The organism is Pseudomonas sp. TREG-RG-20F-10-E-6-01 (assembly GCF_022662455.1).
Taxonomy (GTDB): Bacteria; Pseudomonadota; Gammaproteobacteria; order Pseudomonadales; family Pseudomonadaceae; genus Aquipseudomonas.
On sequence record NZ_JAKNQP010000012.1, the window covers coordinates 39,042 to 53,871 of the forward strand.

Here is a 14,830-nt window from a genome sequence, read left to right on the forward strand (position 1 = left end):
GTAGTGTTTGGAAAAATTAGCCGCGCTTGGTCAGGCCCATCTTGATTCGGCCTTGCGCCGGGGTCATGACCCGCGCGCCCAGACGGCTGAGGATTTCGCTGGCGCGTTCCACCAGTTGGCCGTTGGTGGCGAGCACGCCCTTGTCCAGCCACAGGTTGTCTTCCAGGCCGACTCGCACGTTGCCGCCCAGCAGCACCGCTTGGGCTGCCATCGGCATTTGCATGCGGCCGATACCGAAGCCGGCCCACACCGCGTCGGCGGGCAGGTTGTCGACCATGGCTTTCATGGTGGTGGTGTCGGCCGGCGCGCCCCAGGGGATGCCCAGGCAGAGTTGGAACAGCGGGTTGTCGAGCAGGCCTTCCTTGATCATCTGCTTGGCGAACCACAGGTGGCCGGTGTCGAAGATTTCCAGCTCAGCCTTAACGCCCAGCTCCTGGATGCGCTTGGCGCCAACACGCAACTGGGCCGGGGTGGACACGTAAATGGTGTCGCCATCGCCAAAGTTCAGGGTGCCGCAGTCCAGGGTGCAGATTTCCGGCAGCAGCTCTTCAACGTGCGCCAGGCGCGTCAGCGGGCCGACCAGGTCGGTGTTGGGGCCGAACTCCATCGGGTTCTCGCCGCCGCCGATTTCCAGGTCGCCGCCCATGCCGGCGGTGAGGTTGACGATGATGTCGATGTCGGCCTCGCGGATGCGCTCCATCACTTCGCGGTACAGCGCGACGTCGCGGCTGAACTTGCCGGTTTGCGGGTCACGTACGTGGCAGTGCACCACGGTGGCGCCCGCCTTGGCGGCTTCCACGGCGGCGGCGGCGATTTGTTTGGGAGTGACCGGCACGTGTGGGCTTCTGCCGGTCGTGTCGCCAGCACCGGTGAGTGCGCAGGTGATGATGACGTCGTGGTTCATGAGTCGGTTCCTTACAGGCGGGCGTAGTGATGCCGCTCGCAGCCCACAGCGGCTGCGACACGGTGATTCGAATAGGGTTATTGGCTGGTCAGTTGCAGGTTGGCCGCGGCGGGCTTGCCGTCGAAGGTGGTCACGCCTTCGAGCCAGCGCTGCTGGTCTTGCGGGTGGTCCTTGAGCCACTGCTTGGCGGACTCAATGGCGTCCTTGTGATCCAGCAACGGCTGCATCATCCGGCTCTCGTCGGCGGCGGTGAAGGTCAGGTTGGTCAGCAGCTTGTGCACGTTCGGGCACTGTTCGGCGTAGGTCGGCGACGTGACGCTCCACACCGTGGCCATGCCTTCGTTCGGGCCCAGGGCGTCGTCGCTGCCGGTGAGGTAAGTCATCGCGACGTTGACGTTCATCGGGTGTGGCGCCCAGCCAAAGAACACCACGGCTTCCTTGCGGCGTACCGCGCGGTCGACGGCGGCGAGCATGCCGGCTTCGCTGGATTCCACCAGCTGGAATTTGCCCAGGCCGAACTGGTTTTTGGCAATCATCGCCTTGATCTGGGTGTTGGCGCCTGAACCTGGCTCGATGCCGTAGATCTTGCCGCCCAGTTCCTTCTCGAATTTGGCGATGTCGGCGAAGGTTTTCAGGCCCTTGTCCGCCAGGTAAGTCGGCACGGCGAGGGTGGCGCGCGCGTCTTCCAGGCTGGGTTTCTCAAGGACTCTGACTTGCTTGGCGTCGACGAATGGCGTGATGGTCTGGGTCATCAGCGGGTTCCAGTAACCCAGGAACAGGTCCAGGCGTTGGTCGCGAATGCCGGCGAAGATGATTTGCTGGGACGCGCTGGTCTGTTTGGTCTTGTAGCCGAGGCCGTCGAGCAACACTTGGGTCATGGCGCTGGTGGCGATCACGTCGGTCCAGTTCACCACGCCCATGCGCACGTTTTGGCAAGACGCCGCATCGGCTGCCATCACGTGGGTGCTCAAAATGGCGCTGGCGCTGAGTGCAAGCACGCAGCGGCTGATCAGTCGGTTCATGGTGGATCCCTCGGCAGGTCGTTATTGTGGGTTCCGGCGTCTTTGTGCGCCGTGGGATCAAGTTACGCAGCTTGAGGGGCGGCAAAGCGCACGGCGGCGACCAGCTCTTGCACTGCAGCGACCTGTGCTCTTGAATGGCCGGTTGAACTGGCGTATCACAGTGACCACGCTGCCCGTCCTACGAGAGCGCCACCATGTCCCAGGATTTCTACTTTCTGCTGATGCCGGGTTTCTCGGCCATCGGCTTTATCTCTGCGCTGGAACCGCTGCGCGTGGCCAACCGCTTTCGCGGCGAGCTGTACCGCTGGCACGTGCTGAGCGCCGACGGCGGCGCGGTGTTGGCGAGCAATGGCATGTCGGTCAACGCCGACGCCGCATTGGAGCCGCTGAAAAAAGGCGCGACGCTGATGGTGGTCGCCGGCTTCGAACCCTTGAAGTTCACCACACCCGCACTGGAACACTGGCTGCGCCGCCTCGACCATGAAGGCGTCACCCTCGGCGCCATCGACACGGGCGCCTGTGTGCTCGCTGAAGCCGGTTTGCTCGACGGCCATCGCCTCACCCTGCACTGGGAAGCCATCGACGCCTTCAAGGAGTCCTATCCACAGCTCACCGTGACCCAGGAACTGTTCGAGATCGACCGCCGCCGCATCACCTGCGCCGGCGGCACTGCGTCCATCGACCTGATGCTCGACCTGATCGCCCAGGCCCACGGCCCGGAGCTGGCGATCCAGGTTTCCGAACAATTCGTACTCAGCCGCATCCGCCCACGCAAAGACCACCAGCGCATGCAGATCGCCACGCGCTACGGCATCAACAACAAGAAGTTGGTGCAGGTGATTGGCGAGATGGAACAACACACCGAACCGCCGCTGACCACCCTGGCATTGGCCGAGGCGATCAAAGTCACCCGGCGCCAGTTGGAGCGGTTGTTTCGTCTGCATCTGAACGACACACCAAGCAATTTCTACCTCGGCCTGCGTCTGGAAAAAGCCCGGCAGCTATTGCGTCAGAGCGACATGAGTGTGCTGGAGGTGAGTATTGCGTGCGGGTTTGAGTCGCCGTCGTATTTCACGCGCAGCTATCGGGCGCGGTTTGCCAAGTGCCCAAGGGAGGATCGGCGACGGGAGGTGGTTTGATGGGCAATTATAGTCAATTATACTCGATACTATAATTTATAGTCCTTTCCATAATTGAGTATAAAAGCATGTCGAAGAACAGCGGCTTCGTATTCCGCCGCCCCGCCCTGGCAGGCAGCATTGCCGACGGTTTGGTGGGGGCCGGTATTCAGGATTTTACCTCTGGCCTGTTTCTCGCGGCGCCGCGCCGCACCGGCAAAAGCACTTTTTTGCGTGAAGACCTGATCCCCGAGTGCCAACTGCGGGGTTGGCTGACGGTGTATGTCGATCTCTGGGCCGACAAAGAGAAAGATCCGGCGGAGTTGATCGCCAGCGCCATTGCCGCTGCGCTGGTGCCTTATGAAAAGGGCATTCGCAAACTCGCCAAGAACATCGGCATCGAGAAACTAAGCTTTTTGCGCACCCTGTCCTGGGACTTCACCAAGCCACAACTGCCCGTCGGTGCAACACTGACCCAAGCCTTGGAGTTGCTGCACAGCGCCGCGGAAAAACCCGTGGTGCTGGTGATTGACGAAGCGCAGCATGCTTTAACCACCGAGTCCGGTATCAACGCGATGTTCGCGTTGAAAGCTGCCCGGGATCAGCTCAACCAAGGCCGTGACGAAGAGGGCAGCGGCTTGCGCCTGGTGTTCACCGGGTCCAACCGCGACAAGCTGGCGCATTTGGTGTTGGGCAAAAGCCAGCCGTTCTTCGGCTCCAGCATCACGCCGTTTCCCTTGCTCGGCAAAGCGTTCACCCAAGCCTACACCGCGCACCTCAACGCGCATTTGGCCAGCACCAATCAATTCGACGCGGCGGATATCGACGAAGCCTTCGAGCTGGTAGGCCGTCGCCCCGAGATGCTGCGCACCATTATTGGCGAAGTGGCGCTGGAGCTGGGCGAAGCGAGCAACTTGGGCCAGTTGCTGCACAGTCGCGCCGAATTCCTGCGCGCAGGCGTGTGGACGGAGTTCGAAAGCGCCTGGAACAACCTCACCATCCCCCAGCGCGCCGTGTTGGAAGTGATGGTGGAGCGTTCGCAGAACAACGAACCCTTTGCGCCGTTTACCGACAGCACGCTCACGGCAGTGAGCAAGGCGCTGGAAGACATGGGCAGCGATGTGGTGCCGGGCACCCAGACCATCCAGGCCTGCATCGATGCTCTGCGCGACAAAGAGCTGGTGTGGAAGTCGAGCCGGGGCGGTTATGCCCTGGAAGACAAGTCATTCGGGGATTGGCTGCTGCACAAGCGCTGAAGCGCACCACAAAACCAATGTGGGAGGAGGCTTGCCCCCGATAGCGGTGGGTCAGCAGCCTATAAGTGACTGAAACACCGACATCGGGGGCAAGCCCCCTCCCACATTTGATAGGCGTCGTGGCTTATTTTTTCAGCAGGCCCGAACACGCCGCTTTGTAAGCCTCATGCTGATACTTGTTCAGCGTCGCCGGCAGATCAAAGTTGTGCTTCTTGTTCTGCGCGTTGATGGTCTGCGGCGACAGCAACGTCACCTCAACCCCCTCCAGCAGCTGAAACACGCCTTCAATCTTGAACGTGGTCGGGCCACCGGCGAACTCGCCTTTCTTGCTGCGCTTCTTGATCGCGATGCGGGTGATGGCATTTGCCTGCACAAACGCCTTCACCTGCGCGGCGAAGGCTTTGACGTTGGCCGCCTCATCGTCGTCTTCCAGGGCGATTTTCTTGGTGGCCAGGGCGACGTGGCTCAGCGCCTGGTTGTCCAGGGAGGCGACGGCGATGATGGCTTCGCTGCCTTTGATTTCGATGCCGCAGATGTTCATGGGGAATTCCTCGACGTGAAGAGGGCAACTTACAGCTCTAGCTGATTGGCGGTGGATTGCGATTCAGTCGTGATTCATAAAAAATTTAATAGCGAAACTGTTTAGCAGACTGTGGGTTCTGAAATTAGCTTCGCCAGCAGGCTCACGTTGTTGAATCAAAAATCTTGATCTGTAAAGTTGTTTTGTAAATCATCCATGTGCCGGATTGTAGAGCCACTCAATAATACAATGTTGGAGTCGAATATTGGGTCGACTAATATCTTGGAAGCTTTTTCTCTTATTTTGAATATCATGAAGTCAAACTGCTTGTCGTCCTCAATTATCCTAAGTTTGTAGTTTTCTGAGTGCTTGAAAATTGGTGACCAATTATTTAAGAAGTGTTTTAGCTGAATGGGTTTTGTTATTAGGAATGCCATTCCATTGAATAGTACAGGGTTGTTATGCTCGTCCGCAATCAAGACGAGTGGAGCGTAGAAGTTTTTACATTTATCGTGAACTATGGATAAGCCACGTGTATACGTGGTTTTTTCAAAATTTTGGCACTCTACAGGCTCTTCGATTCCTTGCTGGTTGTGCATGATGGCGTTTTTGTCGCTAAAGACATCTCCATCGAATGAATAGCACATGGGGTTTTCATCGAGTTTTGAGATTCTTGCTTGTTCAATAAATGCGGTACATTGGATCTCGGCATTTTCGGACGAAAATCTTTGTATTTTTCCTCTGTGTTGTATGTACCGTATCGAGTTGTCTTCCAAAGTGACTTTTATGCAGTAAGCGCCGGTTGTTGTTTCTTGGTCCGGTGTCCAAAGGATATGGCGTACCCTTGTATTTATAGCATCGAGGCTGCCCCAGATGGCTTGGCTTTCAGGTAGTAAGGTGAACCACTTTTTATAGTCAAAGTTTTTAAGTTCTGGAAATAAATCCATGCCTGGATTTGAACCTGTCCCTAGAACTCTGTCTGTAAACCGCCGGCAATTTTTGTGAATGGCCCCCGTATCAAAAGGGATGCCTTCCTCTTGCACCTCAATAAAGATAATGTCATGTGAAAGGCCTTCTCCGCAATGAATACACTTTGAAACTTCGGAGTTGCTCATAATGAGAGATCTGATTTTCTCCGAGTAGGCCAGAGCTATGGGGGTATTGTCGATTGTTGAAATTGAAGCAGCATCTGGTAAAAGCAAAGTTTTAGACGACGATTCGGGGACTGTTTGGAATAGTCTAGCGGCACCTTTTATTGTCGCTGCTCTACCATATAGCTCATATTTATCACCGTTAGACAGCACGACAGAGTCTTCAATAAATTTTAGCTTAAACTGACCGTTATTATCGAATCTCTCTAGTTCGATCAGTGCTATCTCATTTTTTTTAACGGGCGATTTTATTAAAATAACTTCGCGTCCTGAGCTGATTTTAAAATTTTCTGGATCAAATGCAAAATGGAAGTAATCGTCCCGCTTTGGTTCGCTCAATTGATCTATCTTGATGAATTTGTCAAGAAGTTTTTTCGTTTCAATAAAGGTAACTGACTGCCTGTTTTTTGACCAGTCTAGGCATTTGGAGATAATGTAACTCCAAACAAGTCGTGGTTGGATCGAAAGCTGACAAGCTATTGATATTAAAAAACCGCTTTCGTAACTGCCGCCTTCCTCTAGGTCCATTGTTATAATGTGAGTTTTTTTCAGTAGTTTATTTATTTCGTCATCTGATATTTTTGTCTCTTGGTTTTTCAAAGCTACAGCACGAACGATTTTTTGAATTTTCTGAAGCGTTTCCGATTCTGCTTGGGATAGAGGGTTGTCGATTAGCGCGTCGGTATTTAACCGTAGCGATTTTGTTATTTTTTTCAATTCGGTGATGATTTTTTTTGATGAATCACCGGTGGTTATCAATGCGTAGCTATCTTTTGGGTTTTGAGAGTATTTATGCTGATTGTAAAATTGTTCGATTGTTTTGAAAAAGTCTGAGTTCTGTGATTCTGACAAAGATAGTTGGCGTTTTGCTTGGATGTACGTTATCGAAGACTTATGGACTAGCTTGATGTCATCAACTGAATCGCTGGTTTCGAAAGATATTTTTTTAATTTTAATTGATTTTTCATAACCTAGAGCGATGGAACAGTCTAGATTTAAGCCCATGCTAAGAGTAAAAAAAGCCGCTACTCGTTGTTGGAAATCGACCCCGCTATTTGTTGCAGAACCCCCGCCAGTGTTGTTCACTTGTTAATTCCTTTTAATATCTTTTAGTTCAGGTCTGATTTTTGTGTTTTGTTGTGGGGTATTTTAGGTTGGCTTGTATTTGCCGAATTTTTCTCGTACTGCTACTGGCGTCGTTGGTTTTTGCTTTTTAATAAAGGCGATGTATAGCGACCATCCTTGTATCACTCCTGCCCAATCGACTCCAAAAACTCCGACCGCTCATCACTCATCCGTGCCAGGCAGTCATTCTGCTGGATCGCGTAGTCCTTGCTGCCATTTACCGCCGGGAAGGTGTCCACTGCGCAATCGGCGTCACGCAGTTTTTCCCACTTTTGCTGAGCATCCTTCAGACGAGCGGTATGTCGGCCAGTTGCGACTTGTTGCTGCCATAGGTCGAACCCATGCGTTCCAGCAGGCCTTGATAGTTGTCTTTGAGCAATTGTTCAGCGGTGGTTTTGTTGTAAGTGGCGCATTCCAGGGTTTGTTTGTCGTTTTCGATGCCATCGCAGGGCGTGTTGTCGGTGTCTTCGGCCGCGTGGACGCCGGTTGCGATGAGTGCCAAAGCCAGGAAAATCGATTTCATTGCGCCGTCTCATATCAGGTGATGCGGAATTCTGGCTCAAGCGTAAGACAAAGAACAGTCGTCAGTCAGACGTGTCATGTAGGCCTTTGTCGCGGATTGACGCTTTCGGCAATTCCCCTGTCGTTTTTGCACCCGGTTCGTTCAGCCCCTGGGCATATGCTGGCCCCAAAGCGCCGGCAGACGATTCGGCGCATGAATCGCCAATAAGGGGACGCCTGATGAGCCCAGCGCAATTGCACGCCGACAGCATCGTTATCGACGGGCTGATCATTGCCAAGTGGAACCGCGACCTGTTCGAGGACATGCGCAAAGGTGGGCTGACCGCCGCCAACTGCACCGTGTCGGTGTGGGAAGGCTTCCAGGCCACGATCAATAACATCGTGGCCAGCCAGACCCTGATCCGTGAGAACAGCGACCTGGTGATCCCGGTGAAAACCACCGCCGACATTCGCAAAGCCAAGGAACAGGGCAAAACCGGCATCATCTTCGGCTTCCAGAACGCCCATGCGTTCGAAGACCAGTTGGGCTACGTCGAGATCTTCAAGCAGCTCGGGGTGGGCGTGGTGCAGATGTGCTACAACACCCAAAACCTGGTCGGCACCGGCTGCTACGAGCGCGATGGCGGCCTATCGGGTTTTGGCCGTGAAGTCGTCGGCGAGATGAACCGCGTCGGCATCATGTGCGACCTGTCCCACGTCGGCTCCAAGACCAGCGAAGAAGTCATCCTCGAATCGAAAAAGCCGGTGTGCTACTCCCACTGCCTGCCGTCCGGCCTGAAAGAGCACCCGCGCAACAAGTCCGATGAAGAGCTGAAGTTCATCGCCGACCACGGCGGTTTTGTCGGCGTGACCATGTTCGCGCCATTCCTGGCCAAGGGCATCGATTCGACCATCGACGACTACGCCGAAGCCATCGAATACACCATGAACATCGTCGGCGAAGACGCCATCGGCATCGGCACCGACTTCACCCAGGGCCATGGCCAGGATTTCTTCGAAATGCTGACCCATGACAAGGGCTACGCCCGTCGCCTGACCAGCTTCGGCAAGATCATCAACCCGCTGGGCATCCGCACCGTGGGCGAGTTCCCCAACCTCACCGAGACCCTGCTCAAGCGCGGCCACAGCGAGCGCGTGGTGCGCAAGATCATGGGCGAAAACTGGGTCAACGTCCTCAAGGACGTCTGGGGCGAATAAGCCACCGCCAACACTTCTTTTCCCCAGGCCATTCGGTGCCTGGGGCATTCAAACGAATTTTCTGGAGTTAAGTTTCCATGGCCAAGATCGCCCCGCAATTGCCAATCGAAGTCGACAGCGAAACCGGTGTCTGGACCTCCGACGCCCTGCCGATGCTGTACGTGCCGCGCCATTTCTTCGTCAACAACCACATCGGTATCGAGGAAGTGCTGGGCGCAGATGCCTACGCCGAAATCCTCTACAAGGCCGGCTACAAATCCGCCTGGCACTGGTGTGAAAAAGAAGCTGAATGCCACGGCCTGGAAGGCGTCGCGGTGTTCGAACACTACATGAAGCGCCTGTCGCAACGCGGCTGGGGCCTGTTCAAGATCCAGGACATCGACCTCGACAAAGGCACCGCCAGCGTCAAGCTCGAGCACTCGGCATTTGTCTACGTGTACGGCAAGGTCGGGCGCAAGGTCGACTACATGTTCACCGGCTGGTTTGCCGGCGCCATGGACCAGATTCTGCAGGCGCGTGGCAGTCAGATCCGCACCGTGGCCGAGCAAGTGTACGGAGGCTCCGAAGAGGGCCACGACGACGGCCTGTTCACCGTCAAGCCGTTGTAAGTCGAGGAACCGTGCCATGGCTTTCGAAGCAATGTTCGCGCCGATCCAGATCGGCAAACTGACCATCCGCAACCGCGTGCTCAGTACCGCCCACGCCGAGGTGTATGCCACCGACGGCGGCATGACCACCGACCGCTATGTGAAGTATTACGAAGAGAAAGCCAAGGGCGGGATCGGCCTGGCGATCTGCGGCGGTTCTTCCAGTGTGGCCATCGACAGCCCGCAAGGCTGGTGGAAATCGGTGAACCTGGCCGATGACCGGATCATCCCGCACTTCCAGAACCTGGCCGATGCCATGCACAAGCATGGCGCCAAGATCATGATCCAGATTACCCACATGGGCCGTCGCTCGCGCTGGGATGGCGAGCATTGGCCCACATTGTTGTCGCCGTCGGGCATCCGCGAGCCGGTGCACCGCGCCACCTGCAAAACCATCGAGCCGGAAGAAATCTGGCGGGTGATCGGCAACTACGCCAGCGCGGCGGCGCGCGCCAAGGCCGGAGGCCTGGATGGCGTGGAACTGTCGGCGGTGCACCAGCACATGATCGACCAGTTCTGGAGCCCGCGCGTCAACAAACGCACCGACGAATGGGGCGGCAGCTTTGAAAACCGCATGCGTTTCGGCCTTGAGGTATTGAAGGCTGTGCGGGCTGAGGTCGGCCCGGATTTCTGCGTGGGCATTCGCCTGTGCGGCGATGAATTCCACCCGGACGGCCTGTCCCACGAGGACATGAAACAGATCGCCAAGTATTACGACGACACCGGCATGTTGGACTTTATCGGCGTGGTCGGCTCGGGCTGTGACACCCACAACACCCTGGCCAACGTGATCCCGAACATGAGTTATCCACCGGAGCCCTTTTTGCACTTGGCGGCCGGGATCAAGGAAGTGGTCAAGGCCCCGGTGCTGCACGCGCAGAACATCAAGGACCCGAACCAGGCAACGCGCATTCTGGAAGGCGGCTACGTGGACATGGTCGGCATGACCCGCGCCCACATCGCTGACCCGCACCTGATCGCCAAGATCAAGATGGGCCAGATCGACCAGATCAAACAGTGCGTCGGCGCCAACTACTGCATCGACCGCCAGTACCAAGGGCTGGATGTGCTGTGCATCCAGAACGCCGCGACCTCGCGTGAATACATGGGCGTGCCGCACATCATCGAGAAATCCACCGGGCCCAAACGCAAAGTCGTGGTGGTCGGTGCCGGCCCTGCCGGGATGGAAGCGGCGCGCGTTGCCGCCGAGCGTGGCCATGACGTGACGTTGTTCGAGAAGAAAGACTTTATCGGCGGGCAAATCACCACCGCTTCCAAAGCACCGCAGCGCGACCAGATTGCCGGTATTACGCGTTGGTTCCAGCTGGAGCTGGCGCGCTTGAACGTCGACCTGCGCCTGGGCGTGGCGGCAAACGCCGATGCGATCCTCGACCTGCGCCCGGACGTGGTGGTGCTGGCCGTCGGTGGGCACCCGTTCCTGGAGCAGAACGAACATTGGGGTGCAGCAGAAGGCCTGGTGGTCAGCAGCTGGGACGTGCTCGATGGCAAGGTCGCGCCGGGCAAGAACGTGCTGGTGTACGACACCATTTGCGAATTCACCGGCATGTCGGTGGCGGACTTTTTGGCGGACAAAGGCAGCCAGGTCGAGATCGTCACCGACGACATCAAGCCGGGTGTGGCCGTGGGCGGTACGTCGTTCCCGACCTACTACCGCAGCATGTACCCGAAAGAAGTGATCATGACCGGCGACATGATGCTGGAAAAGGTCTACCGCGAAGGCGACAAGCTGGTGGCGGTGCTGGAGAACGAATACACCGGCGCCAAGGAAGAACGCGTGGTCGATCAAGTGGTGGTCGAGAACGGCGTGCGTCCGGATGAAGAGATCTACTACGCGCTCAAGCAGGGTTCACGCAACAAAGGCCAGATGGACATCGAAGCGCTGTTCGCGATCCAGCCGCAGCCGTGCCTGAGCGAGCCGGGCGAGGGGTACTTGCTGTTCCGCATCGGTGACTGTGTGGCGCAGCGTAATACCCACGCCGCGATCTATGACGCCCTGCGCCTGTGCAAGGATTTCTGACGAGGTGAACTCGGTCAAAAAGGTGGGAGGGGGCTTGCCCCCGATGGCGGCGGGTCAGGTGATACAGCTGTAGCTGACCCACCGCTTTCGGGGGCGAGCCCCCTCCCACATTCAGGCCAGTTTCACAGTAGATATGTGCGGTTTGTGGGAGCTTCACCATGTTGAACACCTTGCTGCCTGTTCTTTTGTTCGCGGCGCTGGGCCTGGCTTTGCTGGGCGCCCTGCGCCGGGTGAACATGTGGCGCCGCGGCCGCGCCTCCAAGGTCGACCTGCTCGGCGGTCTGCTGGCCATGCCCAAGCGTTACATGGTCGACCTGCACCACGTGGTCGCCCGCGACAAATACATCGCCAACACCCACGTCGCCACCGCCCTGGGCTTTGTGCTGTCGGCGTTGCTGGCGATTCTGGTGCACGGTTTCGGCCTGCATAACCGCATCCTCGGCTACGCCTTGCTGCTGGCGTCGGTGCTGATGTTTGTCGGCGCCACGTTCGTCTACCTGCGCCGTCGCAACCCGCCGTCGCGCCTGTCGAAAGGCCCGTGGATGCGCCTGCCGAAAAGCCTGATGGCGTTCTCGGTGAGCTTCTTCCTGGTGACGTTGCCGGTGGCCGGGATTCTGCCGGCCGACTTCGGTGGCTGGCTGCTGGCGGCATTGCTGAGCCTGGGCGTGCTGTGGGGCGTGTCGGAAATGTTCTTCGGCATGACCTGGGGCGGCCCGATGAAACACGCCTTCGCCGGTGCGCTGCACCTGGCCTGGCACCGCCGCGCCGAACGTTTTGGTGGCGGCCGTTCCACCGGCTTGAAGCCGCTGGACTTGAGCGATAAAACCGCGCCGCTGGGCGTGGAAAAACCCAAGGATTTCACCTGGAACCAACTGCTCGGCTTCGATGCCTGCGTGCAATGCGGCAAGTGCGAAGCCGCCTGCCCGGCGTTCGCCGCCGGCCAGCCGCTGAACCCGAAGAAGTTGATTCAGGACATGGTCGTCGGCCTGGCCGGTGGCACCGATGCCAAGTTCGCCGGCAGCCCGTATCCCGGCAAACCGGTGGGCGAACACGGCGGCAACCCGCACCAGCCGATCGTCAACGGCCTGGTGGATGCCGAAACCCTGTGGTCGTGCACCACCTGCCGCGCCTGCGTGGAAGAGTGCCCGATGATGATCGAGCACGTGGACGCCATCGTCGACATGCGCCGCCACCTCACCCTGGAAAAAGGCGCCACGCCGAACAAGGGCGCCGAAGTCCTGGAAAACCTGATCGCCACCGACAACCCCGGCGGTTTTGCACCGGGCGGCCGCCTGAACTGGGCGGCGGATTTGAACCTGCCGCTGTTCAGTGAAAAAGGCAGCGCCGACGTGTTGTTCTGGGTCGGCGACGGTGCCTTCGACATGCGCAACCAACGCACCCTGCGCGCCTTCGTCAAAGTGCTGAAAGCGGCCAAGGTCGACTTCGCGGTGCTCGGCCTGGAAGAGCGCGACAGCGGCGATGTCGCGCGGCGCCTGGGCGATGAAGCCACCTTCCAGCTGCTGGCCACGCGCAATATCCAGACGCTGGAAAAATACTGCTTCAAGCGCATCGTCACTTGCGACCCGCACAGCTTCCACGTACTTAAAAACGAGTACGGCGCCTTCAACGGTAACTACCGGGTGCAGCACCACAGCACCTTCATGGCCGAACTGATCGGCGACGGCGCGTTGAACCTGGGCCAGCACAAAGGCGACAGCGTGACCTATCACGACCCTTGTTACCTGGGCCGCTACAACGGCGAATACGAGGCGCCGCGCCAAGTGCTGCGCGCGCTGGGCATCGAGGTCAAGGAGATGCAACGCTCGGGCTTCCGTTCACGCTGCTGCGGTGGCGGTGGCGGTGCGCCGATCACCGACATTCCCGGCAAGCAACGCATTCCCGATATGCGCATGGAAGACATCCGCGAAACCGGCGCCGAGCTGGTGGCTGTGGGTTGCCCGCAGTGCACGGCGATGCTCGAAGGTGTGGTTGAACCGCGCCCGTTGATCAAAGACATCGCCGAACTGGTGGCTGACGCTTTGCTCGAAGACGCCGCCCCGGCAAAAGCCCCGATTAAGCGTGAACCTGCGGAGGTGCACTGATGAGCGACATTATCCGCCGCGACCCACGGGCCGAATGGATTGCCCGCAACCGCCTGCACCCGCTGCATGCGGCGATGCAGCCGCTGCAACACAGCTGGATGGGACCCAACGGCGTCATCCGCAAGAACATGCATGGGGTCGGTTTTATCGGCCCCAACGGCATCAAACGCATTGACCGCAGCGGTGCCCAGCAGGGCGGCGCGGCCAAGCGCACAGCGGCGGTGCAAGTGCAGTTGCCGCTGCATCAGGTACCGGCGCCGGCGTTTTATATCAGCGTGGTGCCGGACATGGTCGGCGGCCGCCTGAGCAGCCACGACCGCGACGTGCTCGGCCTGGCGCGGCAACTCGCCGGCAGCGACGGCGCTGTGCTGGCGGTGGTGTTTGGCGAACACAAGGAAAGTGCCTTTGCCACGGCCGGCGTTGATCGCCTGCTGGTGTTGGAAGGCCACGAATTCGACGGTTATTCACCGGAGCAACGCGTGCAGGGCCTGCGGGCTGTGGATAACCAGTTCAACCCGCGCCACTGGCTGCTGCCGGACAGCCGCAGCGGCGGTGGAGAGTTGGGCCGGCGTTTTGCCGCCAGCCTCAAGGAGCGCCCGGCCACGCGGGTCTGGCAGATCAAGGGCGAAGAATGCATCGGCCGCGCGGGTGCGGGCCAGGAAGACTTGGCCCGGCCATTGCCGCGCCTGATCCTGGCGGCCGTGGAGTGCGCCGAACCGGTCAGCGAAACACGTCACGAGGCATTGCCCGTGGAGTTATCCACACCCTTGGCGCGCAGTTTGCCGCGTATCGAAGACCTCGGTGCGGTGGCGGTGGACCCCGGCGCGATTCCCATGGCCGAAGCGGAGTTTATTTTCTCAGGCGGCAATGGCGTGAAGGACTGGGCACTGTTCCACCGGACCGCCGCAGCCCTGGGCGCCACCGAAGGCGCCTCGCGGGTGGCGGTGGACGATGGCTTTATGGCGCGTGATCGCCAGGTCGGCGCCAGTGGCACCTGGGTCACGGCGCGGGTTTACGTGGCCGTGGGCATTTCCGGGGCGATCCAGCACCTGCAAGGCATTGGCGCCTGCGACAAGGTGGTGGCGATCAACCTCGATCCGGGCTGCGACATGATCAAGCGTGCCGACTTGTCGGTGATCGGCGAGAGCGCCGCGATTCTGCAAGCCTTGATCGCTGCGGTCGAGGCCTACCGAAACGGCGCCAAGCGCGATGCGGCTTAAGGACATGA

At 58.4% G+C, this 14,830-nt stretch carries 11 protein-coding genes and 1 pseudogene; 7 read left to right on the forward strand and 5 right to left on the reverse strand.

Annotated elements, in window-relative coordinates:
• Positions 1-16: 16 nt before the first annotated feature.
• Positions 17-904 carry a 3-keto-5-aminohexanoate cleavage protein gene (locus tag L8K08_RS25170; RefSeq protein WP_242200639.1) on the reverse strand — a complete coding sequence of 296 codons (888 nt, stop codon included), beginning with the start codon at positions 902-904 and terminating at the stop codon, positions 17-19.
• Positions 905-981: 77 nt separating this feature from the next.
• Positions 982-1,926, reverse strand: a complete 945-nt coding sequence (locus L8K08_RS25175) for a choline ABC transporter substrate-binding protein (protein WP_242200640.1) — start codon at positions 1,924-1,926, stop codon at positions 982-984.
• A 194-nt stretch (positions 1,927-2,120) separates the two neighbouring features.
• On the opposite strand from L8K08_RS25175, the gene L8K08_RS25180 reads away from it, so the two are divergent.
• Both L8K08_RS25180 and L8K08_RS25185 read left to right on the forward strand, forming a co-directional pair.
• The gene (locus L8K08_RS25180) at positions 2,121-3,065 is read left to right on the forward strand and encodes a GlxA family transcriptional regulator (protein WP_242200642.1); all 945 of its coding nucleotides are present in this window, start codon (positions 2,121-2,123) and stop codon (positions 3,063-3,065) included.
• 68 nt (positions 3,066-3,133) lie between these two features.
• Entirely contained in the window at positions 3,134-4,300 is a 1,167-nt protein-coding gene (locus tag L8K08_RS25185) for an AAA family ATPase (protein WP_242200644.1), read from the forward strand.
• 124 nt (positions 4,301-4,424) lie between these two features.
• Here the strand turns inward: L8K08_RS25185 and L8K08_RS25190 are convergent, their stop codons facing one another.
• From L8K08_RS25190 to L8K08_RS25200, 3 genes and pseudogenes are all read right to left on the reverse strand, one after another.
• Positions 4,425-4,841 (reverse strand): DUF3010 family protein, encoded by a 417-nt coding sequence (locus L8K08_RS25190; protein ID WP_242200646.1) that lies wholly within the window; start codon positions 4,839-4,841, stop codon positions 4,425-4,427.
• A gap of 155 nt (positions 4,842-4,996) precedes the next feature.
• Entirely contained in the window at positions 4,997-7,057 is a 2,061-nt protein-coding gene (locus L8K08_RS25195; protein WP_242200647.1) for a hypothetical protein, read from the reverse strand.
• Positions 7,058-7,218: 161 nt separating this feature from the next.
• Positions 7,219-7,619: pseudogene (locus L8K08_RS25200) on the reverse strand (lysozyme inhibitor LprI family protein).
• Between the two features lie 218 nt (positions 7,620-7,837).
• Here L8K08_RS25200 and L8K08_RS25205 point away from each other — a divergent pair.
• The 5 genes from L8K08_RS25205 to L8K08_RS25225 all read left to right on the forward strand — a co-directional run bounded on the left by L8K08_RS25205 (position 7,838) and on the right by L8K08_RS25225 (position 14,822).
• Positions 7,838-8,815, forward strand: coding sequence for a dipeptidase (locus tag L8K08_RS25205; RefSeq protein WP_119737560.1), 978 nt, complete (start codon positions 7,838-7,840; stop codon positions 8,813-8,815).
• Positions 8,816-8,892: 77 nt separating this feature from the next.
• The gene (locus L8K08_RS25210) at positions 8,893-9,423 is read left to right on the forward strand and encodes a DUF5943 domain-containing protein (RefSeq protein WP_016977793.1); all 531 of its coding nucleotides are present in this window, start codon (positions 8,893-8,895) and stop codon (positions 9,421-9,423) included.
• A gap of 16 nt (positions 9,424-9,439) precedes the next feature.
• Positions 9,440-11,500 carry a dimethylglycine demethylation protein DgcA gene (gene dgcA, locus L8K08_RS25215; RefSeq protein ID WP_145157554.1) on the forward strand — a complete coding sequence of 687 codons (2,061 nt, stop codon included), beginning with the start codon at positions 9,440-9,442 and terminating at the stop codon, positions 11,498-11,500.
• 158 nt (positions 11,501-11,658) lie between these two features.
• Positions 11,659-13,602, forward strand: coding sequence for a dimethylglycine demethylation protein DgcB (dgcB, locus tag L8K08_RS25220; protein WP_242200649.1), 1,944 nt, complete (start codon positions 11,659-11,661; stop codon positions 13,600-13,602).
• Positions 13,602-14,822, forward strand: a complete 1,221-nt coding sequence (locus L8K08_RS25225) for an electron transfer flavoprotein subunit alpha/FixB family protein (protein WP_145157549.1) — start codon at positions 13,602-13,604, stop codon at positions 14,820-14,822. Before dgcB ends, L8K08_RS25225 begins: the two co-directional genes overlap by 1 nt.
• The last annotated feature ends 8 nt before the right edge of the window (positions 14,823-14,830 follow it).